This window comes from Phycisphaerales bacterium (assembly GCA_029268515.1).
GTDB lineage: Bacteria > Planctomycetota > Phycisphaerae > Phycisphaerales > SM1A02 > JAQWNP01.
This window is the reverse complement of record JAQWNP010000006.1, coordinates 82449-105881: the sequence shown is the minus strand read 5'-3', so window position 1 is coordinate 105881 and position 23433 is coordinate 82449. Positions and strand designations below refer to the sequence as shown.

Sequence of the window (23433 nt, the reverse complement as noted above, 5' to 3'; positions counted from 1 at the left end):
CATGATACCGCTAGGCCCTCTATGAATCGATAGCCAGAGGATCGGTGCTCCAGGGGCAGGGTTGGCACCCCAGAGGCCCACCAGCAGCAGCTTGGCTGGTACCATCATTGGTATCTTCAATTGTCAGGGCATGATGCCCAGGAAGAGGAGCATTTATGCGAAGTCGCGTTGTTAGTTCAATTCTGCTGGTCAGCCTCATCTGCTGTTTGTCAGGATGTGTACGTAAGACATTCGAGTACCAACGTCCCTATAGAAGTATAGAAAAATTGCCTGTTGAGGGAACATGGATTGTGACCGACGAGGCAAACAACACCTTCAATATTATCTTTCGAGAAGATGGCACTGCGATCTCAAGTTGGGCGCGTGGTGTTTCAGGTGCGTATGGTGATCGAGGGCGTTGGAAATATTCAGAAGACGGTGTTTTCACGATGTACGAGAGTGGTTGGATGACGCTCTTGGCTCAACTTGAAAATGGTTTTTTAGTCAAGCTGGCCTATCGTCCTGGACGCCTCATCACTCAGCCACCATCGAATTTCTGTATGGCAATTCCGTTAGTAGGACCGGCACGGCGATATGTAGGTATTTTTAGATCCGTAGCACCAGATACAAAAGAACCTTACTACATAGCGCTGATCTCCAGCGGCCTGGCCATTAAGACTTTCGGAAAAGAGATCTCTGGCACATGGCGTCTCAGTAATGGCAAGGCAGTCATAGAGTGGGCTAATGGATGGACCGATATCATGGACTATTCGGGCGGCGTCTATCGACAGGCAGTGTTCAGCCCCGGAATGGACGTTGAGAAGAGTAAACCGATGGCGACCACAGTCGTTGGCACTGCCGATGGTCGTCCTTACGGAAACTGAAACGTCAGCGATGTTCCCGCGTGCGTGTTGTAGCTCTTAAATAGGCATGGGTCGGACTCGCGTATGACTGCGACTCGCAGCAGCCTAGACTGGCACAATATGCGTCACAGGGCACTTTATGCAAGGAATCGATGGATGGTAATAGTCCCATTAAATCGTTGCGTATACTAAAACTCAATTCACCTTGTCTTGATGATCGGCCGACTTCTCAGCCGATGATCTTGCCATCGTTGCTGTCAATCGACTGCCGTTCATGTCGATGCATTAAGAGTTGGAACAAGGCCTCATGAATCCGGTTCACAAGTACATCCGATGGCTTCATACGCGCTGGCCAGCAGGTGGCGTTGAGCGACAGCCTGAGATCGGCCCCAACGGGCAGACAAATGTACCGGGACTCTTTATTGTCGGCGATCTTGCGGGCATACCGCTTCTTAAGTTTGCCGCAGATTCAGCAGCGCGGGCAGTACAGTCTATTGCATCGCAAAAAGAAAAATCTCCGGCGCAAGTGAATCAAGATGATGTCGCCGACATTACGGTGATTGGTGGAGGTGTTGCGGGTGTCGCGGCTATGGCGGAAGCCAAACGCTTGGGACTGCAAGCGGTCATGGTGGAATCAGCATCAACCCTGAGTACGCTTATTAATATGCCAAAGGGCAAGCCAATCTACACCTACCCGACTCAGATGGTTCCGGAGGGTGTTCTTCAGTTTGATCAGGCGGCAGACACAAAAGAAAAGCTCATTGCAGAGCTCGATGATTTCCAACGTGAGCACAATGTAGAGTCAATAAAAGGTCGCGTTGTTGAAATAAAAAAATCAAAACGTCTACTTAATTCACACTTAGAAGACGGTCAGGTTTTACGAAGTAGATTTGTTATTGTTGCCATTGGGCGAACAGGAGATTACCGACAGCTTAATGTTGAAGGCGAAGATCTAGATAAGGTCTCAAACCAACTCCATGACCCATTGGCATATGATGGCAAGCATGTTTTAGTTGTAGGTGGTGGGGATAGCGCCGCAGAATCGGCAGTAGCGCTGGCTGAGTGCGGAGCGCACGTTACTCTTTCTTATCGAGGCGATCAGTTAAGCCGACCGAAAGTAGAAAACATTGCCGCAGTTGAGCGCATGAGTTCCAGCAGCAGTAAAAAAACCCAAAGCCATGAGGATAGTTACCTAGGGCAGGGCCAAAAACATGGATCTCTTGATCTATTACTAGAAAGCCAAGTCAAAACAATAGAAGCAGATGAGGTGTCACTTAAAACACGTCAAGGTGAGACGCGTATTCCAAATGATGCCGTCTTTGCAATGATTGGAAGAAAAGCGCCACTGGGGTTCCTTCGTCGCAGTGGTATTAAAATTCTCGGTGACTGGACAACAGCTCGAATAGTTTCATTTGTGTGCATTCTGCTTGTGGTGATTTTCATTTACCACTGGAAAAAGAATGGGGTCTTCTTCCCGGTCTATGAGACATTCGCGTCTCAAGGGCTTTTTCCTTTTAATGTTTCTGCCTGGTGGGTCGTGTTGGGACCCATTTTTGCGGATCCAAAAAATCTCATCGGAACGCTGGGGATTTCCTTAGGTGAGCCTGGCTTTTATTACTCGCTTGCATACAGCTCGATTGTTGTCATATTTGGAATCCGCCGAATTCGTAGACGAAAGACGCCTTATATCACACGGCAAACTTTGTCATTGATGGCGTTTCAGGTTGTCCCACTGTTCTTGCTTCCATATTTATTATTGCCTTGGCTTGGTCATAATGGTTTTTTCGATTTGGCTTTCACCCGCCCAATCGCAGATGCGTTGTTTCCCTTGGCTGATTATGGCCAAGGCCGAGAGTACTGGCGGGCGTTTGGTTTAATACTTGCGTGGCCACTCTTCTTCTGGAATGTATTTACTGCTCAGCCGATGTGGACTTGGCTTGCTATTAGCCTTGTGCAGACATTCGTGATTATTCCCATCATCATTCGCTATTGGGGTAAAGGCGCCTATTGTGGTTGGATTTGCTCGTGTGGTGCACTTGCAGAAACATTGGGTGACACGCAGCGTCAGAAGATGCCGCATGGTCCGGTGGCAAATAGACTCAATCTTATTGGTCAGTTTTTTCTACTGCTATCAATGTTCCTTTTGATCACAAGAATCATTTCATGGATCTGGCCCACATCGTTTGTAGGAGATGTGTACGACAGTGTCTTTGAAGGTATCCCGGTATTTAATTATGTATGGTTTGTTGATCTGTTTTGGGCGGGCATTATTGGTGTTGGCTTTTATTGGCATTTCTCCGGGCGCGTCTGGTGCCGATTCGCATGTCCACTCGCAGCGCTGATGCATATTTATGCTCGGTTTAGTCGATTCCGCATTCTTTCAGATAAGAAAAAGTGTATTTCCTGCAACGTATGCACAACGGTCTGTCACCAGGGTATTGATGTGATGAACTTTGCAAATAAGGGCCTTCCTATGGAGGATCCTGAATGCGTGCGTTGTTCTGCTTGTGTTCAGAGTTGCCCTACAGGGGTTTTGGCGTTCGGTCAGATTGATCGAAAAACGGGCCAGATTATTTCTAAAGACCGTGTATCAGCTTCTCCTGTACAACAGGTCGAACTTACCCTTAATGGGGGTAGAATGAATTCCTGAAGCCTTGATTTGAGGAGTTGATCTATGCAATCCCAGGACACCTGTATAACTCGTAGAGCAGCGATTCAATGGTGCAGCGCTGCTGCGGCCATTGGCATCGTTAGTAGGGCTAGCTTGGGGACGATATGGGATGCAGATGATGTAGCGGAAGATCTATCCCCGCTTCCAATTTCATTAGCACAATGGTCACTGCATCGTGCTATTAATGCCAAAGAGTTCGACCCACTAGAGTTTGCAAGGGTGACGGCTCAAGAATATGGCCTGAACGCAGTTGAGTATGTAAGTACGTTTTATCGTGGTAAGGCGGAAGATGATGGGTATCTTGCAAAGCTCAAAGATATGGCTGATAGTCATGGCGTAACAAGTTTGCTCATTATGGTTGATGGAGAAGGTCAACTGGGGAATCCAGACCCTGTCGCACGTAAGCAAGCAGTCAAGAACCATTACAAGTGGATACACGCCGCCAAATTCCTTGGATGTCATGCGATACGTGTTAATGCTGCCTCGCAAGGCACGCGAACTGAGCAGATGCATCGAGCAGCTGATGGCTTACGTCAGTTAGCAGAATATGGTGCCACTCAAAAAATGAGCGTCATCGTGGAGAATCATGGTGGCCTGTCTTCAGATGGGTCGTGGTTAGCAGCGGTGATGCGTGAAGTCAACAATCCGAATTGTGGAACACTTCCAGACTTTGGAAACTTCCAAATGTCAGAAGGCGTCTGGTACGATCGATATAAAGGCGTCAAAGAGTTGATGCCTTATGCAAAAGCAGTGAGTGCGAAGTCAAGAGCTTTTGATGCTGACGGACAAGAGACAACTACCGACTATGCTCGGATGATGAAAATCGTCCGCAATGCTGGTTATAACGGATATGTTGGGATTGAATATGAGGGCGGGCAAGTCTCTGAGAAAGAGGGCATTCTCAAAACAAAGAAGTTACTTGAGAGTGTTGGCTGCGTAGCGATTTCGCCTAAGGCTTCAAGATCACCTGCAAAGTCTTAAATCGCGTTTAAGAAAAGATGTCGTGAAGTACGTGGCCATGTACATCGGTCAGGCGCATATCGCGCCCACCATGCCGCATTGTAAGTTGTCGATGATCAATGCCTACGGCATGAAGCATCGTGGCATGAAGGTCATGAATTTCAACAGGTCGATCAATGGCCTTATAGCCAAACTCATCTGTTGAACCGTAGGTCATTCCACCTCGAATACCACCACCGGCCATCCAGATCGTAAAGCCGAATGGATTATGATCGCGACCATCAACACCTTGTGCGAAAGGCGTTCTGCCAAATTCTGCAGCCCAGATCACCAATGTCTGATCAAGGAGGCCGCGGCTCTTTAGGTCTTTGAGAAGTCCAGCGATCGGTTGATCGACAGCACGTGCATTGTTCTCGTGCCCCTCTTTGAGCCCGTCATGCTGATCCCATCGATCACCTTCCAGTGCAGGACAGGTGAGTTCGACAAAACGAACACCACGTTCTACAAGACGGCGGGCGAGTAGACATTGCCTTCCGTAGATGCGAGTCGGCTCATACTTTTCATCAAGGCCGTACAGAGATTTGGTTGCTTTCGATTCACCATCAATTGCCATCAGCTCGGGAACAGACCATTGCATTCGAAAAGCAAGTTCATGATTAGCGATGGCCGCTTCAAGAGGATCGGATCGACCAATTCTCTCCTGATAGTCTTGATCAAGCTGACGAATGAAGTCCAACGAGTGCTTTTGGTCTGCCGCACTTCGTTCAAGTCGTTCAATATTAGGAAATCCACCTTGGCCAGCTAACACGACCGATGCTTGATGTTGCGCGGGTAAGAAACCACTCGAAAAACAATCGAGTCCACCTGGAGGCGTCAAGCCGCCGTTGAGTACCACGAATGCGGGAAGATTTTCATTTGCTCGTCCGAGACCGTAGCTGGCCCAGGCGCCCATACTTGGTCGTCCGGCAATACCCATGCCTGTGTGAAGGAAATAATTTGCATTGGTGTGTTCTGAGAAGTTCGATGTCATCGATCGAATAACACAAAGGTCATCAACACACTCAGCAACGTGAGGAAAGAGATCGCTCACGGGAATTCCCGATGCACCGTATCTTCGAAAAGTCCAGGGAGAGCGAAGAGTTGTGCCATTGTCGTTGAATTGTGTACGCTCCATCTCCATGGCGAAGGGCTTGCCATGATCTCGCCACAACCGAGGTTTCGGATCGAAAGTATCGACCTGAGAGGGACCTCCATCCATATAGAGAAAGATCACACTCTTGGCCCCTGAAGATCCATTGGTAAGTAGTGGGGCATGAGCACGATGCCCATCAGCAACTGCTTGATCGCAGAGCAGTCCCGTTAACGCGACAGCTCCAAATCCATGAGCACACTGGCCAAGCATGGCGCGTCGAGAATACTCTTGATGATGAAAGCGTTTGCAGTGAGCCATAGACAACGATTCTCTTCCAGTTTGACTACTGTATAAAGAGAAATTCCTTTGTGTTTAGTAGAGCATGTCCAAGTGTAGCCCAAGGTACTGGATCGGTATCAAGATCGACCTCTTGATTGGTGGCAACCTCTGCCACGAAAGACATAGCGAGGTCGAGTTCTTGTTTTTTCGGTGGTCGGGCATAGGCCTGCAAGTACATTGTCTGGACACGGTCCTGTCGACTGTCAGGCATCGATCTGACAATGGCCTCGCCCCAGCGGTCAGCTTGCTCCCGAAGAAAAGGCCCATTCATAAGTGCGAGTGCTTGAGCTGGAACGTTGGAATTTCCGCGACGTCCGACGGATGTACATGCGTTTGGCACATCAAAAGAAAGCATAGATGGGGGTAGAAAATTACGTAGCACCGCTAAGTAAATGCTACGACGTCCTTCACCATCCAGTGGTCCACTCTTCCCCGGACGACCACGGCCCGTCATAAAAGAGGTGAGATGTGTGGGTACCGGCGGTCCATACATTGTGGTATCGAGCTGGCCGCTGATCGCTAGCACAGCATCGCGAATTGACTCCGCATCAAGACGATGCAGCGGGAAGTGGTGTAGAAGTCGGTTATCAGGATCGACATCGCGTGCTCTCGGATCATGCTCTATGGCAGCCATTTGATAAGTCTTCGAGAGCATGATTTTGCGAATCAGACGCTTGATAGACCAGTCCTTCATGAAGTCTATAGCAAGGACGTCAAGAAGCTCTGGATGCGACGGAGACTCGCCCATGGCGCCAAAGTCGCTCGTGGTTCTAACCAAGCCTTGTCCGAAAAGATGGTGCCAAACGCGATTAACGTATACTCGTGCGATCAAGTGAGATGCATGGGAGAACATATCATCTGCCAAGTCCAATCTGCCTGACCCAGTCGATTTGATAGGTTTACCGCCAAGTGCTTGTATAAAACTCCGCGGAGCAGCCCCGCCATTGTCACGATGATCACCACGTACAAAAATGTACTCATCCATTGGCGATCCATCTTGCATCGTCATCGCCCGCAGTGGCCTCGGTAGTGATTCTACGAGCTTGGATATCTCTGCCCAGCTCTCCGAGATCTCAGAATCATCAAAATCTTCGGTGAACGTAATCGCCGCAGTGGTCATGTTCTGGTCGTCTGCGGGGTTGGTCTCTGAGAGCCAAATCCTATCGACGGCCAAAAAACCGTCTGGAGCGTCATCGATGAGTTCGATGTGTGCATGGTGGCCAAGATGTCGAGTGACATCTTGCGAGATCGTTGTCCAGCCATCTTCCTCAGGAACGCTTACTTTTTGCGACACTCCTTCGAAGAGAAGAGGGTTATGGATGTCCATTCGGTATCCATCAATGATCAGTCGAACCTGTCCTCCGTTTCCACGAACACGATAGTTGACAAATGGCAGGGCGAGTTCGAAGGTTGGTGACGAGAAACGCCCTTCGAGCTTCGATGAGAGAACACCACTATCAACCATGGTTCTGTCAACCCGTGGAGATCCTTCTCTACGCCCAGACCAATGCCCTATGGGATGGGGGTTGCCCACAAAAGCGTGTCCACTTTCGTACCACTTAGGTTCAGTCGTATCGAAGTCAGCAATCACAATGTCAACAATATCGTTGGACTGATCATCTGGATCAGTATCAGGCAGGATCTGTGTAGACGTATCAATGGTGCTATTTACATGATCATGTACTGACATGATCTCAAGAATGGTCTCTTGAATGGTGGCATTTGGGTCGAGATAAGCCAAGTTCTCTCGTGAGCTACGAAGGAATCCAGCCAGTGCGTAATAATCCTTTGTCAAAAAAGGATCGAACTTGTGGTCATGGCAACGAGCACAACTAATGGTGACACCCAAGAATGCTTTGGTCATGGTGTCGATCTGATCATCGTATCGTTCTGCCTGATCGAGGCGTACGTCAACGGGCGCGTGCACAGCTTGGCCCAAATACCAAGCGCCTGTTGCAAGCACAGATTCATTGGTTCTACGCTGTGGATGCAGACGTGGATCGCTTACTAAGTCACCGGCAATATGCTCGCGGACAATTTGGTCGTATGGCAAGTCATCATTCAATGTCCGAATCAGATAGTCTCGATAGCGCCATGCGTATGAAATCGGATAGTCAAATTCATGGCCATAGGATTCCGCATAGCGCATCAGGTCGAGCCAATGACGGGACCATTTCTCGCCATAGGCAGGGGAATCAAGGAGCTCATCGACCAATCTGTTATATGCATTAGGATCTGCATTTGAAACAAATGAGTCGATCTGTTGTGGTGTTGGTGGTAGGCCAATGACCGCAAACATCGCGCGTCGCATGAGCATTGCTTTGTCTGCAGGTGGTGCGGGACTTAGCCCAGACGACTCAAGCCCTTTTAGAATCCACGAATCCACGTCATTTGTTGGCCACAAAGTGTTATCAACATGAGGTGTATCGTTCTTGTTTAGAGTTTTCCATGCCCAATGGGTATCGTAGATGGCGCCTTGGTCTATCCACTCGGTAAGAGTTGCGATCTCTTGTGCGCTTAGTCTAGGGCGATCGATTGGTGGCATACGATACTCGTCTTGCCTTTTCACAAGCCTAATCAAGAGACTCTTGGTTGCCTCTTCTGGCCTTATCGCTGCAGCACCGAATCCGGGTCGTTTCGTCGTGGCAGACTCTCGCACATCCAGGCGAAGCTCACCTTTGCGTGTCGTGTGGTCAGGACCATGACACAGATAGCAGTGCTGGGCAAGGATTGGTTTTACATCTCGGTTAAAGTCAATGCCATGCTCAGGATCTGCGTGTGCAGGCAGAACAAAGGGGCCACTGGCGATCAGGAGCAGACCGAAAGCGAAGGATCGTATCGAGCCAAATCGAGTCAAGACATACTTTTCTTCTGAGGCGAACATCTCATCCATCTCCCAGTTAGAAAGTATATCGCAGGTGGATGCGATTCCTACTATGAAATGTGCGGGATAGCGCGCTGTGCGTCTTCGATCAGTGGTGCAACGCTGATAGGGGATCCTACAGCACGCTTCATCCACAGATCAGGCGTCACTTGACCGATCGAACAAATACGAATGGTCTCTGCCGCAAGATCTTTGCCCTGCATGTGAGATCGGACCTGATGGCTGATGATATGACCAATGGTGTAGTCACAAAGATAAAGAGGCGTCATGATCATATGTTGATATGCAGCTAAAATGGCATATGAATCAGGGCCATAGTATTTCTCAAAGTATTGACGCCAAACATCATCAGCAATTGCAATGGTCTGTGCGCGAGCCTGCTCTGGTGTCGCCTTTGGATTTGCATATAACCATCGCCATAGATAGAGCTCGACCAGTGATGGGCCAGCAATTTGACAAGCCATGAGCATGGTTTGCGCGGCATCAGCGAGAAATTCATTGCCAGTGGCCTCAAGCCCAATCACTTTTCTTGCCAGAGATTGATATAAAAAGGCAAAAGCTTCAGTACATGCAGTATTAGGGACGTTGCGCAGTGCCGGCCGAGGCGCCCAATTGCTTGATATCAGCTGCTCAAGATTATGCCCGAGTTCATGCATGGCGGTGGAAAAGCCATCCCATCCCAGTTCACCATCTAAACTACTTGTCCGCAGCCAGGCGTTGTATTCGGTCAGTAGTGGTCGCATCGCATGCCCGGCGCCCTTGCAAATTTCTACCTGAACGCGATTACCAAGAAAGTCTGCATCATCATCGTTGTATCCCAGCTCTCGAAGTAGTGTGGGAAGTTGCGACTCAAAATCCTTGTGATCTGCGAACCGTGCCTTCACAAGTGCATTCATTTCGTCATCAGCACGATCGTCTGTGAGCTGTTCACAGTAGATATCATGCGGTTCGAGCGGCCTTCCAAGGCGATTCTCCAAGATGGCTGCGAGATCACTTCGAACAGGTGTCGACAGTAGCTCAATAAGTAGTGCTTCGACATCATCTTCTGGAATCTCACGGGCAAGCTCAAACTTACGAGCAATTGCTGTCGGGTGTTCGACGTAGTATTCGTCTAGTCTCTGCTCGACATGAAAGTTTTCTATCAGGTGATCGTAACGCGTCAGCCCCATCAGCTCCGTCGCTTGTGTTCCATCAATAGTGTTATCCTGAGGATTCCATAAACCCTTCGCTTCGCCATTAAGAATGGCAGTCGGAATGGTGCCGTCAATGTGGCGTGCCATGACCCACATGAGTGCTCGCTGCCGAGCGATACCGCCTTCTTCGTTATATCCAGCTTTAATTTGCTCACGGATCAGCCAATGTGCAAGAAGCTTACGATCTTCATCGAACCAGGTCTTTCCAGAGGCATCAACCATTGAACCAACTGGAATATGGAAATCAGACACCCATGCTCTGGCTTCATGCCGCACCTTTCGGGCGAGATCGTTGATTTCTGCGGGTACCCGTGGGCCGAATGCCAAAGATATTCTTGCATCAGTCCACTGCTCATCTGTCCAGTGCTCACCTTCTTCTAAAAGCTGGCCTAAATGTGGTCGGTCAAAGTTGAGCAATGCAATAAATGCGAGCTTTTGCTTGTAAAGCTGTTCAGGAAGATCTGGGGCCGGATCAAAAGTAGCCATGATGTCATCGACGCCAGCAAACTCATCACCCCGGAGATCTGACCAGCGCCGAAGATAGCGACGCATCTCGTAAAGATGGCCACCGACCTGCTCAAGACATGTCTCGAAGCGATCACGTAAACGTGTAAGTTCGTCGACATCACTGACAAAGTACTCTTTGCAAAACTGAATGAATTCATCATCATTGCCATCAGCTTCGGTCCAAGGACGAGCAACACGCTGCACACCTTGGGAAATTCGATCGGCACATGATGGTCCATGAGCCTCGATGAGTGAGTTAATGGCTTGGTCGACGGGCAAAACTGCGGTGGTTGTCATGGTGATCTCCTGAAGTGAGTCATTTATAATAACTGCTTCCGCGGCCCATGTGGATTTTGACATGGATGAGGGCCTAGATCGGGATCTATGCCGCAACAAAGAATAGATTCCAGTAGGATGCGGGTTCTTATGAAACACATTAGAAACTGCGCTAAGGCGCTCATCATCCGCGATCGACAAGTGCTCTTGATTGAGAAGCGCGTTGGCGATGCGAACTGGTTCGTCTTTCCTGGTGGCGGTCAGGAAAGGGGAGAGACACTTGAGGAGGCGCTGCAGCGTGAGTGCATGGAAGAAATTGGTACCCATGTGGTTGTGGGCCCACTGAGATTTGTTCGTGAGTACGTCGGTTCGAAGCATGAGTTTGGTGATTCGCATCAGGATCGGCATCACGTCGAGCTGCTCTTTCTTTGTGATGTGCCCGATGACTATCAGCCTCGAATGGGGGAGGCTCCTGATGAAGAGCAAATTCGTGTCGATTGGATCCCGCTAGAAAACCTAAACGAAGAACCCGTCTTTCCTCGCACGCTTGCAAAAGCGATTGCTCAAGGTGATCTATCAAATCTTGATGTCTATTGGGGTGATGTAAATTAGCAGAAAGTCATTTGCTTTCATTGACCCATAAGTACGCTGTTGTTGCCAATTTCTAGCGAGACGAGGCAAACACGAAGTTATCCAATGATTCGTCTTTTTTGTTCTAGGTAGTCCCATAGAACGAAACGATCTAGATCATTGCCGGCTGTAAAGAAGACTCGTCCACGAGTTGTCTCTGCCAAGCGATACGCAAAAGCGATGTCTTCAGAATTTTGGCTCCAGCTGGGCACGAGGAAGATATTGATTGTGATCCCGTCCTTTGCACATCGATTCGCCTCTCGCATGGTTGCTTCTTCTGTCAGTGGGTCTGGTGGATACAGCATGTATAGGTGATCACCCTCAAAGTGTGCTGTAGGTAAACCATCGGTAATGAGCATGATCTGTTTATTGGGAGTGTCTTGGCCGGCAAGTACGGTGCGAGCCAGTCGCATTGATGCCTGAATATTTGTGAAGTGTGGATGGATCATGAACTCATTGATTTCAGTATTCGACATGTCGACTTTAAGACGAACCAGTGGGTCGCGAATAGTGACTGGCTTAGGTAGCAGTTCGGGAATCTCAGATATATGTCGAAGCTTCGCGAAACTGTACATTTCAATCAACGAAAGATGATCTCCGGGATATTCTCGGCGTATCAGTCCATCGAGTGCGAGCGCCATCTTCTTGCAGGCGATGTACTGCCCTCCAGATCGCATTGAGCCCGACATATCCATGATGACAGACGTAGCTGCCCGAGGATTGTTGCGGGTTACGTGCATTTCGATGTCATCAGAGCCAACCCCAAAGGGTAGATTTTTTGAAGTGGTTCTGATCGCAGCATTGGTAAGCGTTCTGGCGATATTTAAGTGAGCTGCCGAATCTCCAAATTCATATGGGCGTGTGCGTTCCATCTCGACAACACCATCACCAATAATGGGGCCGCTGTGTCGACCGGAACGCGAGGCATCTAATGATTTGAATATTTCGTCGAGGAGCGAACCTTGTATGGTTCTTAGGGCTTTTGAACCCAACTGATATCCATCAGCATTGCGTTCGAGCCCGGCGAGTTCAGCCTGCTCTCTTATCATGTCAGCAATGGTCGACTGCATTTCCTGAAGCTCATTGACATCGGCTTCATCGACAAAAGCCCGTAGGGCATCCATGTTGATGATCCCAATTCTTGCGTTCTTCTTGGCTTCTTCAAGTTGCTTGAGCAGCTCATCGATTGTTTGAAGTTCTTCGTAGACATCAATTGCTTCGTTCGTTGTAAGAGTTTCATTACCAGAAAAAACATAGCGCGCAAGCATCTGTTCGATCGTCAGTCGAGTTCCCAGTGTTTTGATGAGCTTCATGATTGAGTTGGCAAGATCACGATCAGAATACTCAGCCCGATACCAAATTCGTTCAAGTTCTGGAATGGACTGTTTCGTAATAGCACGATCAACTTGTTTCGCGAGTTTTCCTTTCGGCATTTGAATCGACTGCGCCGAGAATTTGTAGGCTTCGATTGAGTCTTTAAAAGCTGATATTGGATCAAAGGTTTCAAGAATACGCGCTTTGCGCGCTTCTAAAAGAGCGATCAGTGCTTCAAGACTTGGGCCAAGTCCAGAGATTTGAGATGGATCAATCTCGATAGCATCTGCAAGCTCCTCTTCAGTTAAAGACACTTGATTTCCAAACTGCATCAGATGGTCCATCGCTGCCATGGCGATGCCATCTTCACTACCTTTGGTAGGAGAAGGAAAATGCTTGGGATCGTATCCAAGATAACTGTGGACGACACCACCAAGTTGTGGGCGCGGGTCTGGATTAGATTTCATATTCGACACGTCCATGGCGCACGCCTCTGCTAATCTGATCTGTCGCCCAGAGTCCAGCTAATACAAACTCGACACAACTAGCTCTTACCGCTGGATCATTAGCGGCATTGACCTCAAAAGCTTTTTCCCATGCCGCTGGTACCTGACTCATTGCTTCGGCGTACTGCTCACTGGGAAGCATGTCCCCGACTTCGATTCGTATGCCTTCTGAGAAGGTGTCAGTGATGTCGGTTAATCCAAATCCATCCACATATTCGGTAAAGACTTCACCGACAGCTTGTGCAAGGATGGCATCAAGTACCTGTCGCTCTGACATTTGATGGGTACCCATCATGTCGAGTTCAAGCTTGCCAATTGCGGATCCATGGAAGTGAGCCAAATCACTGATCCGTGGAACTTCAGGTCGTCTATCACCATTAGTTGGAAGAAGGATTGCTCTTCGTCTGGCGCTTGAGACCATCGTCTTATAGTTTGCAATGCTAAAGCGCGCCGAAACACCGGATGCTTGATCAACCCACTTACTTGCACGGGCGACAATTGACATTTGCTCAACAACTTCGGTCATGAAACGAGGAATCATGACTGGATAAAGATCATCAAGATCAGAGAGGCCGTCTGCTTCTGCTTGATCGGTTGTGATTTGAATGCCCAGATCCCGTTCGCGAGGATAGTGGGTCACGATGGTTGTTCCGATCCGATCCTTGAGCTGTGGAATGACCTTTCCAGATCGATTGTATGTTGACGGATTTGCGCTAAAAAGAACCGCCACATCAATATCAAAACTAATTGGGTAGCCTCGAATCTGAACATCACGTTCTTCAAGAATATTGAACAGCCCTACTTGAACCAAGTCATCAAGATCTGGCAATTCATTCATTGCAAAGATGCCTCGATGCATGCGTGGTATGAGACCAAAGCTCAGTGCTTCCTCAGAATTTAAGCGAACGCCACCTGATAAGATTTGAGCAGGATCGATTTCACCAATCAGATCAGCAAACTTTGTTCCGGGTGCGAGTCGCTCTGCGTACCGATCCGCTTTTGGCCACCAGGCAATTGGAATATCGTCCGGATCCATTGTCTCTAGCAACCTTCGCCCAGCGTTCGTGATAGGTGCAGTTGGATCCTCATGAACGGGGCATCCGGAAATATCAAGATATGGAATAGCATCATCAAGATAGTTCACCAGCAGTCGCATGATGCGACTTTTTGCTTGGCCTTTTTCTCCTAGAAAGAGCAGATCATGCTTCGAAAGTACACCGTTTAATATTTCAGGAATGACCGTATCGTCATATCCAAGAATGCCAGGAAACAGCTGTTCACCAGACTCCATGGCGGCCACAAGATTGTCTCTGAGTTCGTCTTTGACGCTGCGGCTTTTCCAGCCAGAGTCATGGAGTTGGGCGAGTGTGGCGGGGCGGTTTTGAAGTGCGTATTGGGTCATGTCATCCTCAAAGAACAGGTTGATCGTTGTTTGATAGATGGTAGAACCAACAAGGTACCTGAGGCGTCTTTTCAATACTTATTTACCGTTCAATCCATCAGAGTCTGATCTGCAACTCGGCTAGATGGGGTAGAGCGTAAGCAGGCCATGGGACACAGCCACATTGCCTTAGAAGGTTTAAAAGTGCCGCTTACGCGTCTGAGAACGACCTTAAACCGGTTCGGCATCGCCCACTCGCTGGCAGAGTCACTAAAATGAGGGTCATCATTAGAAACGAGATGGGATGACTTGTCCTGGATACTCATGGGTGAATATGCGGATCATTGAATCACGAGCGGTCCATTGCCAGGATTAATATCCAGTTTGGCGAAACGTGCTCGCTTGAGGATGTGGCTATGAGCAAAGACGTATCTACCGATCTGGACCATAAACGCAAGCGTTACTTTAGAGCCAATGTGGTGTGTATTTTGTGCCTGCTTGGCATATGGGCATTTGTGTCATTTGGTTGTGGCATTTTGTTAGCCCCTTGGTTGAATCAATGGAAACTTTTTGGCTCTGGCTATCCTCTGGGATTTTGGTTTGCTCAGCAGGGATCGATTTATGTCTTTGTGATACTCATTTTCATATACGTCATTTTTATGAATGATCTTGATCGACGTTACAGCAATGAAAAGAGGTCCTAAGCGATGGGTGTGCAGGGCTGGACCTTTTTGATTGTTGGGCTGACGTTCGCTCTTTATATTTTTATTGCGATTCGCTCACGTGCTGGTAGTACAGGTGAGTTTTACGTTGCAGGTAAGCATGTACATCCTTTAGCAAATGGCATGGCGACCGCTGCAGACTGGATGAGCGCGGCTTCCTTTATTGGAATGGCTGGTCTGATTTCTTTTTTAGGTGCTGATGGCTCGGTCTATCTCATGGGATGGACAGGGGGCTACGTACTACTCGCGTTGCTTATTGCGCCGTATCTAAGGAAGTTTGGGCGGTATACAGTCCCCGACTTTATGGCGGATCGTTATTACTCACAGCTTGCAAGACAGGTTGCTGTTGTCTGCGCAATCTTTGTGAGCTTTACCTATGTCGCGGGTCAAATGCGTGGTGTCGGCATTGTTTTTAGTAGATTTCTTGAGGTCGACATTGAGCTTGGCGTCATTATTGGTATGGCAATTGTATTTGTGTATGCCGTACTCGGTGGTATGAGGGGTATTACTTACACGCAAGTGGCACAATACTGCATTCTTATTTTTGCATATATGGTGCCAGCAATTTTCCTGTCATTGATGCTGGCGAACACGGCTATTCCACAGATCGGATTGGGTGGTCAAGGTGAAGATGGTTCTTGGCTTCTGGACAAGCTCAATGGCCTGCAAAAAGATCTTGGATTTGAATCGTATACGGACTACCACAAGCCAACGATCGATATTATTGCAATCACTGCGTGTCTCATGCTTGGTACCGCAGGCCTTCCACATGTCATTATTCGATTTTTTACAGTGCCGCGTGTACGTGATGCGCGAATTAGCGCAGGATGGGCGCTTGTATTTATTGCAATTCTCTACACAACAGCACCAGCGATTGCAGTCTTTGCACGAACAAATCTTCTTGAAACATTTAAAAGTGAGCCAGCCTATGTAGAAAGTCCAGAGTGGTTTACTCGATGGGAAGATTCTGGACTGACCACTTGGGTTGATAAAAATAATGATGGAAAAATGACGTATCAAAAAGGTACGGTTTTCGAGGGAAAGAAGCCCGCATTTGCTGAAGCAGAAAATGGCGATCCACTTCGAGGCGAGCATGGCCAGCGTTTGGTAAATAATGAGCCGAGTAGCTCGTCCAACGAGGTTTATATTGACCGAGACATTATTGTTTTGGCGAATCCAGAAATAGCCAATCTGCCGAATTGGGTTATAGCGCTTGTTGCAGCTGGTGGACTAGCAGCGGCGCTTTCTACCGCTGCGGGCCTCTTGTTAGTTATCTCTTCTGCGGTGTCACACGATCTCATTAAAGGCATGATTCGTCCGGCGATATCAGAGAAAAATGAACTGCTGGCAGCTCGAATTGCAGCTGGTGGGGCTGTCATTGTGGCTGGCGTTCTTGGTATCTACCCACCTGACTATGTTGCAGCTGTTGTTGCCTTCGCATTTGGGCTTGCAGCATCATCTTTCTTCCCAGCAATTCTGATGGGTATCTTTGTTAAGCGAATGAACCGAGCAGGTGCAATTACTGGCATGATTGTCGGCATTCTGTTTACTGCATGTTATATCATTTACTTTAAGTTTATAAATACTGATCCAGATGCAAAAGAGTATTGGCTCTTCGGTATTTCGCCAGAAGGTATTGGTGTGATCGGTATGATCTTGAACTTTATTGTTGCAATTGGTCTTTGTTCGATCACAAAGGCTCCGCCTCAAGAGGTGCAAGATCTGGTTGATGAAATTAGAGCCCCCGAGTGAGCAATGGATTTGGTGAGTTTGTCTGAAAGTGCATTTAGTGAGGAGTTGTAAATGATCAGCCAAATAGTGGGCCGAAGTTGGTCGCATACATTCGTCGTTACAAGTCTTGTCGTTGCTATTTGTACTTGTGCAACCTTTGGTGATGTAAAGCTGCCAGCAATTATCAGCGACAATATGGTTTTACAAGCGGGTGATGCTAATGTGTGGGGTTGGGCAGCGCCCGGCGAAGAGGTGATCGTTCGCTTAGGCCCCGATCCAAAGAACAAGCCAAATCAGATCATCTCACGATCAGCGCGAGCAGACGGAGATGGTTGTTGGGCGGTCACAATGACTCCAGCCACACCCTCACTCTTCGGTGGGCAACCTATGAAGCTTGTGGTAACAGGAAAGAATGAACAAGTTGTTAACAACGTTGTTATTGGTGAGGTCTGGATTTGCTCTGGTCAATCAAATATGGAATGGCCGGTAAGGCAATCTCTAAAAAGGGAGCAGCTATCAGCATCTGGTGATGTGCCGGGGATTCGAATGTTTAAAGTGAATCATGTAAGCACCTCTCAGAAACAAGATGATGTGACCGGATCATGGCGTATTTCAACACCCAAAAATGTGCCTCACTTCTCTGGCGTTGGATACGTGTTTGCAAAAGAAATCCATGAAGCTCTTGGTGAGCCTGTTGGCATGATCTCAACGAATTGGGGAGGTTCGGTAGCAGAGGCCTGGATGAGTAGGGAACACCTTGAGGCAACCGTGGCGCTTACGCCGTTGCTTAAACGAACGGATGCGGATCCACCTGGCGATAATCATCGTCCAGCTCATCTCTACAACGGAATGATCTATCCAATTCTCAACTATGGAATTCGTGGGGCGATTTGGTACCAGGGGGAGTCAAATGTCAGCCGCGCTGCGCAGTACGGCATCATCTTTCCAGAGATGATTAGAGACTGGCGAGCAAAGTTTGATAGTGGTGATTTCCCTTTTTACTTCGTGCAGATAGCACCCTACAACTACAACAGTCCAGAGGCGACGGCTGAGTTGCGCGAGTCGCAGGACAAGACACAGCAATTAAAAAAGACGGGCATGGTTGTAACGATGGACGTTGGCAATCCTGGAGATATTCATCCCCAAGATAAAACGACTGTTGGGAAGCGATTAGCAGCATGGGCACTTGCTAATGATTATGGAATGAGCGCTGCTTTTAGGAGTCCGAACTATAAGGTTGGTTCATTGACTCTTGAGGGATCGAAGGCTTCGGTGGCGTTCGAAAACACGATTGGTCAACTTTCAACAAGTGATGGAAAAGCCCCGTCCGATTTCACAATCGCAGGTCCAGACATGGTCTTTCATCCGGGCATTGCGGTGCTTAATGGCAATACAGTGGTGGTCACATCGAACAAAGTGACACAACCCATCGCAGTTCGTTATGCATGGAGTGATACTGCGCAACCAAATCTTATTGGTGGCAGTGAACTTCCAGCGACACCCTTCCGGACTGATGAGTGGCCGCGAGTAACAGAAAAACATCACTAAGTTTTTATAAGTTATTCGCCTATTGACATAGGTTTATTGTGTAGGCATCTGCTTCATTATCGGAAAGAGGCAGATGCTGCGCACCTGTAAAACAGCTTTATCAATTGATTGCTCGCGATTGTAGGGTTGATGGCTACAATGTGTGCTTCCAACTACTTGAAGATCGAAAAGGTGGGTATGTTTGATCTCGAATCAGCAGATGGCTTTGTCATCGATTATATCGGCTTAGGGCAGTACGGCCTCTACGCGGCAGATAACTTGGCATGTATCAACGTGAGTAACAGTCTCACAGAGTTGATCTCGCATGTCAGTGATGTCTATGGGCCGAATGAGCCTATCGCATTTAGTCCCATTGCATCTACGGCATTTAGATTGCTCTTCCCACTCTCTTGTGAAACAGAGATTGATCGTCTCGTTTGTGAAGTAACCCTCGATAATGATGGGTTCTCTGTCTAGACATCTAAAATACAGCCTCAACGAAGAAAACGAATGCGGATCGTTTCTGGTATCTCTTGAAGTTTTGTGCTGATGATGGACTCATCATGGTCATCTATGTCGAGAATGACATAACTGACGTCAGCATTACTTTGTAGATACTCAGCATTAATATTGACGCTGAGATCTGCCAGAATACCGTTGATGGTGCTAAGGACGCCTGGCACATTGTGGTGAAAGTGCAGAATCCGAAGCTGGTCTTCTCGGCGCAGTGGTAGTTCTACCTCTGGAACATTAACCGCATTGGTGGTTGTGCCAGTGTTGAAAAAACGAGCAATCTTGAGTGCGACATCACGTGCAATGCTCTCTTGAGCTTCTTCAGTACTACCACCTATGTGTGGCGTAAGCACGACGTTTGGTAGGCCTGCCAACATGCAGTCAAATGGTGCATCATTTGTTGTGGGCTCTTCGGGATAGACATCAAGAGCAGCACCTCCCACAGAACCATTCTTAATTGCGTCCGCGAGTGCAACGATATCAACAATGCTGCCTCGCGCATTATTGATCAGCATAGCTCCGCGTTTCATTTGACTGAGTTCTTTCTTCCCAATCATGGTAGCTGTTGCAGGTGTTGCCGGTACATGGAGTGTCACGACATCTGCAACGGCAAGAACCTTTTTGAGCGAGTCCATGGGCTGAGCATTGCCAAGCGGCATTTTCGAAGCAACGTCGTAGTAAACAACTTTCATGCCCAATGCTTCTGCGAGAACAGAGACTTGTGAACCAATATGGCCGTACCCGATAATCCCAAGTGTTCGACCTCTCACTTCGTGTGCATCACGAGCCGACTTAAACCAATGTCCTGAGTGGATTCGTGCACTTCGGTCGAAGAGCCTCCGATGTAATGCAATGACTTCTGAAATTGTCATTTCGGCCACACTGCGTGTGTTTGAAAACGGTGCGTTAAAAACAACAGATCCGTTGCGGGCAGCCGTTCTTAGATTCACTTGATTTGTGCCTATGCAAAAACAGGCAATACCGAGTAAATCAGGCAGGGCCTTTAGTACGGATTCATCGATTGTTGTCTTGGATCGGATTCCCAAGAAAGCAGTCTGAGCGGCAAGCTTCTGTAGTTCACCAGCATCAAGAGCACTTGCTTGGCGCCTAATGCGCAGACCAGCATCAGTAAGAATCTCATCAGCTACAGGATGTATGTCTTCGAGCAGCAGAATTTCGTTTTGTGGGTTGCGGGCCAAGCTAACTCTCCCTTAAGTGGTTTTCAAGCCCTGATTATGAGTTCTTGCGACGATGGTACGTTGCTAATCCTGATGAGTTCAACCACAGAGTTTTCTCATGACCCATTCCAGAGGCCCTCGGCGGAACCAATGCAGCCAAAGGGTAGCGAATATGATTGATCCAATAGAAAAACTGATCCAAAACCATACGATGCTCGGGTTTGGCCAGGCCATTGCAGCTGCTTCTTCATTACTTCCAACAAATGGGCCGATACCAAGGAGTACATGAGCGAGATAGAGCGTAAGAGCCATTTGCCCGGTTCTGACTAGAGGTGTCGCCAATCTTCCCAGCCATGGCACAACAAGGAGGCAAATACCGATGACCGCTACGGCTGAGCCAGTCGCTGATAGAACGTAAAGCGGGCCAGGTGGAATTGACTCTGTGTCCCAGAATGCGGCCTCAAAAATACCATCCATACCATCGAACAAGGTAACCGAAGGCTGTAGCCACAACATAAGCAAGTAGGCGATCACTATGGCGGCGATGCCACTACCGATTAAAGACAGCTGTACAGAAAGTCGGCGAGCATTGAGCCGACCAATCCATAAGCCAACAAACACAAATGACAACCATGGGAATAATGGATGCCATCCATTGTAGAGAAGGTTTTTGAGCTGGCCGCCCCAGGTCCAAAAGTCTGGATGAGAGTAAGTCTTAAAGTTCCAACCTTCTGTGTAAGGAATCCATGAAAAGATGAATCCGAAGATGGCGACACTCAGAAGGGCCATAACCCAAAGCGCTACACTATCAACCGTCAGGAACAGCGCCGCAATGCCGATATAAAAAGCGTAGTAATGTAAAATATCGGCTTCCCAAAGAGGTTGCCAGGCGTAACCAATCACGAGAAGAAAAGCGGCTCGTTTTAGATAGATCCAGCGAACTTTTCTTAGCCCGCTCAATGGATCCTTTTGAATCGCTCCACGCGTCATTAGGCTGATGCCGACACCAGCGAGCAACACAAATAGCGCACTGGCCCGGCCAGCAAAAAATTCCATGAAAATACTTGATTGAGCGCCAGCGGCAGTGAAAACAATTTCAAAGTTGACAAGAACCATGCCAATAAAGGCCAGCCCACGAGCCACGTCATAGCCTTGAATTCGCAAGGCTCGAGAGCCAGGTAACTCAAGTGTGCCAGCTATCTCCGTATGAGACTCGGAGTTAGGATTGAGTGAAGCTGGGTAAGGCATGTCTTATCTTTCCTTGCGGGCCAGTATAGAGCCTAATAGTCATGCTTGACGCCAACCCAATCGCGCACCATACTGACGTTCAACACGGACGGGTAAAGTGCACGTTCTAGGTGGAACTGCAGCATATTCGACCGTCCTTGAAGGAGAATCTTATTATGCGTGCAATTGCCTCAATTATCTGTGTATCTGCTGGCGCTTTTCTTGTTTGTACGACTGGTTGTACAGAAGCGCATAGAGATAATCTTTCAGAGGGTGCTTCGACTGTCGGAACCCAATTCACCAATGCCCCGAGCCGTTTTGTTGAGGGCGTTAAGAATGGTGGCAAGGACCCCAATGCTGATGGCTCCAGCAGCGACGACTCGAGCAACTAGCGTTCTCTACAGCTTATTTCTTTGTAGAAAAAAACAGCTCAGTCGCAGACAGCAATGCGACGTTGCTGTCTGCTTTTGCGGCAACTATTTCATCGCATGTTTTTGATTGATTGAGATGACGAAAAGTCACCGCAACATATTATTCTTGGTTAAAAACCGCTTATTAATAAAGTGTCAATGATACAATTCGGAGCTGAGTAACACGAGGTCTCTCAGAATATGGTCCAAGTCAAACGATCAATTCCGGCGACTGTAGACCCATCAGAATCAAGTTTTCGACCAGTTGTTGTTATTCCTACTTATAACAATGCCCAAACACTCATGGATGTTGTAGAGCGTGCAGAGCGAGCCCAGCTGCCACTCATTGTGGTTGATGATGGTTCGACAGATCGAACGCCCGCTTTGCTCGCTGATTGGAAGGGCTTTGGATTTGTTATTACACATGATCGAAATAAGGGCAAAGCGGCGGCGCTGCAGACAGCATTTGCGTTTGCTCAGGAGAGCGAGTTTACTCACGCTATTACGCTAGACTCGGATGGGCAGCTGGCACCAGAGCAGATTGAAGACTTTGTAGAAGCGGCGCGAAGTCATCAACATGACTTTATTATTGGTAACCGTAATGATCAATCCGATGATTACCCGGCTCGGAGTCGAATTGGACGTCGCCTTCAAAATCTTGCTGTGCGTGTTCAGTGTGGGGCGACTGTTGGGGATACTTTGTGCGGCTATCGCGCCTATCCACTGGAAATGTTTGATGTTATTTGCGTGAAATCAGGTGGATTTGCATTTGAAATTGAAGTGGTGACCCGCGCGGTATGGTCCGGGTTTCACATTCGTGATATACCGATCCGATGTCGGTACTTCACAGATGAAAAACGAGTTAGTCACTATCGTTTTTTTCGTGATTGGACACATGCACTACTTGTGCATATCTACTTACTTTTTCGTAGGCTCATTCCTTTGCCAGTACGTCAGGGAGCACATGTATCTAGGCGTCAGAAAGTTGACGCTTTCGTGATCATTAGAAATCTTATCTGGTGGCTCAGGCCAGATGTGTTGTGGTTCCAAGCACGAGAGAGTCATCTTGAACGTGCAGTCTTAGGAGGCGCAATCGGTTTGGGCGCATTCACAGCATGTTTGCCAGCTTTTGGAATTCAGATTGCCCTGGGTCTCTATTTTGCAGTTCGATTGCATGCGGGCAGTTTTCTATCAGTGGGCATAGGTATGCTATTGCTCCTATCACCGATCGGGCCTGCTTTGCATATGGCAGCATTCTGGGTAGGGCATATCATTCTGCTGGGTCTATTGCCCATGCCTGCTAATTTATCTGCAGCACTCACGCCAGATGGAATCACAATTCTTGAGCTATTACGATGGCTGATTGGTGGAATTGTACTCGGGGGTTTGTTGGGGACTGTGGTGGGATGTGCTATGAATGGCTTGATGTTATGGATTCCTTATAAAAGAAAACTGCCTTCATCTGCCATAACAGTGCATTCCTAAAAGAA

At 48.2% G+C, this 23433-nt stretch carries 17 protein-coding genes; 10 read left to right on the top strand and 7 right to left on the bottom strand.

Annotation, left to right across the window (positions count from 1 at the left end; genetic code table 11):
• Window positions 1-155 precede the first annotated feature (155 nt).
• The 3 genes from P8J86_03335 (at window position 156) to P8J86_03325 (ending at window position 4494) form a co-directional block, all read left to right on the top strand.
• Window positions 156-863, top strand: coding sequence for a hypothetical protein (locus P8J86_03335; GenBank protein ID MDG2053720.1), 708 nt, complete (start codon window positions 156-158; stop codon window positions 861-863).
• 286 nt (window positions 864-1149) lie between these two features.
• Window positions 1150-3492, top strand: coding sequence for an NAD(P)-binding domain-containing protein (locus P8J86_03330; GenBank protein ID MDG2053719.1), 2343 nt, complete (start codon window positions 1150-1152; stop codon window positions 3490-3492).
• Window positions 3493-3516: 24 nt separating this feature from the next.
• Complete coding sequence (locus P8J86_03325) at window positions 3517-4494, top strand: sugar phosphate isomerase/epimerase (GenBank protein ID MDG2053718.1); 978 nt, start codon at window positions 3517-3519, stop codon at window positions 4492-4494.
• A gap of 7 nt (window positions 4495-4501) precedes the next feature.
• Here P8J86_03325 and P8J86_03320 read toward each other — a convergent pair whose 3' ends face one another.
• The 3 genes from P8J86_03320 to P8J86_03310 are packed head-to-tail and all read right to left on the bottom strand — an operon-like array spanning window position 4502 to window position 10825.
• Window positions 4502-5923 carry a DUF1501 domain-containing protein gene (locus P8J86_03320; GenBank protein MDG2053717.1) on the bottom strand — a complete coding sequence of 474 codons (1422 nt, stop codon included), beginning with the start codon at window positions 5921-5923 and terminating at the stop codon, window positions 4502-4504.
• A 25-nt stretch (window positions 5924-5948) separates the two neighbouring features.
• Entirely contained in the window at window positions 5949-8828 is a 2880-nt protein-coding gene (locus tag P8J86_03315) for a PSD1 and planctomycete cytochrome C domain-containing protein (protein MDG2053716.1), read from the bottom strand.
• A 50-nt stretch (window positions 8829-8878) separates the two neighbouring features.
• Entirely contained in the window at window positions 8879-10825 is a 1947-nt protein-coding gene (locus P8J86_03310; protein MDG2053715.1) for a hypothetical protein, read from the bottom strand.
• 129 nt (window positions 10826-10954) lie between these two features.
• Between P8J86_03310 and P8J86_03305 the strand changes: the two genes are divergently transcribed.
• Window positions 10955-11416 carry an NUDIX domain-containing protein gene (locus P8J86_03305; GenBank protein ID MDG2053714.1) on the top strand — a complete coding sequence of 154 codons (462 nt, stop codon included), beginning with the start codon at window positions 10955-10957 and terminating at the stop codon, window positions 11414-11416.
• A gap of 77 nt (window positions 11417-11493) precedes the next feature.
• On the opposite strand, the gene P8J86_03300 is transcribed toward P8J86_03305, so the two are convergent.
• Complete coding sequence (locus P8J86_03300) at window positions 11494-13230, bottom strand: VWA domain-containing protein (protein MDG2053713.1); 1737 nt, start codon at window positions 13228-13230, stop codon at window positions 11494-11496.
• Window positions 13205-14656 carry a magnesium chelatase gene (locus P8J86_03295; GenBank protein MDG2053712.1) on the bottom strand — a complete coding sequence of 484 codons (1452 nt, stop codon included), beginning with the start codon at window positions 14654-14656 and terminating at the stop codon, window positions 13205-13207. Before P8J86_03295 ends, P8J86_03300 begins: the two co-directional genes overlap by 26 nt.
• Before the next feature lie 395 nt (window positions 14657-15051).
• Here P8J86_03295 and P8J86_03290 point away from each other — a divergent pair, with 395 nt between their 5' ends.
• The 4 genes from P8J86_03290 (at window position 15052) to P8J86_03275 (ending at window position 19092) form a co-directional block, all read left to right on the top strand.
• Complete coding sequence (locus P8J86_03290; GenBank protein ID MDG2053711.1) at window positions 15052-15339, top strand: DUF4212 domain-containing protein; 288 nt, start codon at window positions 15052-15054, stop codon at window positions 15337-15339.
• A gap of 3 nt (window positions 15340-15342) precedes the next feature.
• On the top strand, window positions 15343-17109 hold the full coding sequence (locus tag P8J86_03285) for a cation acetate symporter (protein MDG2053710.1): 1767 nt from the start codon (window positions 15343-15345) through the stop codon (window positions 17107-17109).
• 51 nt (window positions 17110-17160) lie between these two features.
• On the top strand, window positions 17161-18636 hold the full coding sequence (locus P8J86_03280; GenBank protein ID MDG2053709.1) for a sialate O-acetylesterase: 1476 nt from the start codon (window positions 17161-17163) through the stop codon (window positions 18634-18636).
• 129 nt (window positions 18637-18765) lie between these two features.
• On the top strand, window positions 18766-19092 hold the full coding sequence (locus tag P8J86_03275) for a hypothetical protein (protein ID MDG2053708.1): 327 nt from the start codon (window positions 18766-18768) through the stop codon (window positions 19090-19092).
• Window positions 19093-19109: 17 nt separating this feature from the next.
• On the opposite strand, the gene serA is transcribed toward P8J86_03275, so the two are convergent.
• Window positions 19110-20327, bottom strand: a complete 1218-nt coding sequence (gene serA, locus P8J86_03270; protein ID MDG2053707.1) for a phosphoglycerate dehydrogenase — start codon at window positions 20325-20327, stop codon at window positions 19110-19112.
• Between the two features lie 78 nt (window positions 20328-20405).
• Window positions 20406-21554 (bottom strand): DUF418 domain-containing protein, encoded by a 1149-nt coding sequence (locus P8J86_03265; GenBank protein MDG2053706.1) that lies wholly within the window; start codon window positions 21552-21554, stop codon window positions 20406-20408.
• A gap of 155 nt (window positions 21555-21709) precedes the next feature.
• Between P8J86_03265 and P8J86_03260 the strand changes: the two genes are divergently transcribed.
• Window positions 21710-21925: a hypothetical protein gene (locus P8J86_03260; protein ID MDG2053705.1), complete on the top strand. Its 216-nt coding sequence runs from the start codon at window positions 21710-21712 to the stop codon at window positions 21923-21925.
• A 219-nt stretch (window positions 21926-22144) separates the two neighbouring features.
• Window positions 22145-23428, top strand: coding sequence for a glycosyltransferase (locus P8J86_03255; GenBank protein ID MDG2053704.1), 1284 nt, complete (start codon window positions 22145-22147; stop codon window positions 23426-23428).
• Window positions 23429-23433 lie beyond the last annotated feature (5 nt).

Coding starts and splice junctions, on each gene's coding strand:
- P8J86_03335 (MDG2053720.1), top strand. CDS start 156: ATGCGAAGTCGCGTTGTTAGTTCAATTCTGCTGGTCAGCCTCATCTGC.
- P8J86_03290 (MDG2053711.1), top strand. CDS start 15,052: ATGAGCAAAGACGTATCTACCGATCTGGACCATAAACGCAAGCGTTAC.
- P8J86_03305 (MDG2053714.1), top strand. CDS start 10,955: ATGAAACACATTAGAAACTGCGCTAAGGCGCTCATCATCCGCGATCGA.
- P8J86_03265 (MDG2053706.1), bottom strand. CDS start 21,554: ATGCCTTACCCAGCTTCACTCAATCCTAACTCCGAGTCTCATACGGAG.
- P8J86_03275 (MDG2053708.1), top strand. CDS start 18,766: ATGGCTACAATGTGTGCTTCCAACTACTTGAAGATCGAAAAGGTGGGT.
- P8J86_03295 (MDG2053712.1), bottom strand. CDS start 14,656: ATGACCCAATACGCACTTCAAAACCGCCCCGCCACACTCGCCCAACTC.
- P8J86_03320 (MDG2053717.1), bottom strand. CDS start 5,923: ATGGCTCACTGCAAACGCTTTCATCATCAAGAGTATTCTCGACGCGCC.
- P8J86_03255 (MDG2053704.1), top strand. CDS start 22,145: ATGGTCCAAGTCAAACGATCAATTCCGGCGACTGTAGACCCATCAGAA.
- P8J86_03280 (MDG2053709.1), top strand. CDS start 17,161: ATGATCAGCCAAATAGTGGGCCGAAGTTGGTCGCATACATTCGTCGTT.
- P8J86_03260 (MDG2053705.1), top strand. CDS start 21,710: ATGCGTGCAATTGCCTCAATTATCTGTGTATCTGCTGGCGCTTTTCTT.
- P8J86_03300 (MDG2053713.1), bottom strand. CDS start 13,230: ATGGACGTGTCGAATATGAAATCTAATCCAGACCCGCGCCCACAACTT.
- P8J86_03325 (MDG2053718.1), top strand. CDS start 3,517: ATGCAATCCCAGGACACCTGTATAACTCGTAGAGCAGCGATTCAATGG.
- P8J86_03285 (MDG2053710.1), top strand. CDS start 15,343: ATGGGTGTGCAGGGCTGGACCTTTTTGATTGTTGGGCTGACGTTCGCT.
- P8J86_03330 (MDG2053719.1), top strand. CDS start 1,150: ATGAATCCGGTTCACAAGTACATCCGATGGCTTCATACGCGCTGGCCA.
- P8J86_03315 (MDG2053716.1), bottom strand. CDS start 8,828: ATGTTCGCCTCAGAAGAAAAGTATGTCTTGACTCGATTTGGCTCGATA.
- P8J86_03310 (MDG2053715.1), bottom strand. CDS start 10,825: ATGACAACCACCGCAGTTTTGCCCGTCGACCAAGCCATTAACTCACTC.